This window comes from Tabrizicola fusiformis (assembly GCF_013328815.1).
Classification (GTDB): domain Bacteria; phylum Pseudomonadota; class Alphaproteobacteria; order Rhodobacterales; family Rhodobacteraceae; genus Fuscibacter.
Map to the genome: position 1 here is coordinate 1 of NZ_JABUHN010000051.1, position 1,264 is coordinate 1,264.

Sequence of the window (1,264 nt, forward strand, 5' to 3'; positions counted from 1 at the left end):
ATTCATCCGAATCGTGCTCCTCTGCCGCTGCCCCTCGGGGCGGATGCGGCCATGAAGCACCTGCTGGTCGATGGGGGGTGCGCCTGAGAAACGAACCCCATGCCGGGGGGCGGTGACGCCCCCCGGCCTCCTCTTGCCGACTGTCAGATCCCGGTGATGCCGACCGTGGCGGCATACGCGCCCATCCCGGCATAGGCATCCGCGATCTCAGCATCCGAAAGCATCCGGTTGTAGATCAGCACCTCTGCGATCTGGCGGCCCACCGTGGTGTCACCGGCCGTGACGGCGCGGCCGATGAGCAACGAGGCCGCGCCTGGTTTGTATCTGGTCGTCAGATCGCCCGCGGTGCGGGTGTAGCTGTAGGCGGATCGAGGAATGTCCCATTTTGCGACCCGCCCGCTGTGCCTCAGCCCCTGCATGGTCCAGGTCGTTGCCAGGATTGGTTGCTCGGTCTGGCTCGCTGCGATCATGTCGCTGCTGTTGCCTGAATTGGTAGTAAAGCGGCTTTGCGTATAAGGTCGCCCGGTCGTGCGATAAAATATCGTGCTGCCCGCAACGCCGGTCTCAAGATTGCCCACGACAAAGGCGTTCGCGGCAGGCAGCGCCGAGAGCCGCGAGGTGAGCAACAGCGTATAGCTGTCACCCTCGGCCTGGGTGATGCCGGTGTCGAAATATGCCGTATCCGAACAGGTGGCGTAGCCGCCCGCAACCACGGGTGCCCCGACTGCCGTCAGGGTCCGGCCAGATCCTGACAGGTCCGAGAGATAGCCAGACCCGGAAAATCGGTACGCCCCGATCAGCCCGTCGATCACGGCAATGGCGCCGGGCAGCGCGATGCGCGGCAGCGCGGGGTTGTCGAAGTAGACGCCGGGCAGTTGGCGGATGATTGTCGTCATCAGATTTGCTCCGTTTGGATCGCTGAAATCACACACCAGTTGAACAGCTCGTAGGGCCGCCCGACCGTGTCGAGGTGGTAGGACTGGGCCGGATCGCTGTCGCGCAAACAACCGCGGGCGCCGGACCACCGGCCCGTTTCCTCGCCATTGGCACCCCATGCGTAACGCACCGTCACCTCGGCGCCCGGGTCGGAGGCCAGCACGATGCGCACGCCGGTTGTGCCGCGCAGCGCCACCGACTCAATGGTCAGGGCCGCGCCGCTGGCCGCCACCGCCGTAAACCCGAAATTGCCGGGGTCGTTGACCCGGCCCGGGTCCAGCACCAGCGGACCCACCGGCACATGATAGGTGATGTCGATGATGCGCCC

General features: G+C 65.5%; 2 protein-coding genes. Both read right to left on the minus strand.

Translation table 11 applies throughout. The annotated features are described in order from the left end of the window. Positions 1 to 143 precede the first annotated feature (143 nt). On the minus strand, positions 144 to 896 hold the full coding sequence (locus tag HS053_RS22085; RefSeq protein ID WP_174213393.1) for a LamG domain-containing protein: 753 nt from the start codon (positions 894 to 896) through the stop codon (positions 144 to 146). Beyond that, the coding region (locus HS053_RS22090) for a hypothetical protein (RefSeq protein ID WP_206677667.1) at positions 896 to 1,264 on the minus strand (369 nt) is incomplete at its 5' end. The genes HS053_RS22085 and HS053_RS22090, both read right to left, overlap by 1 nt.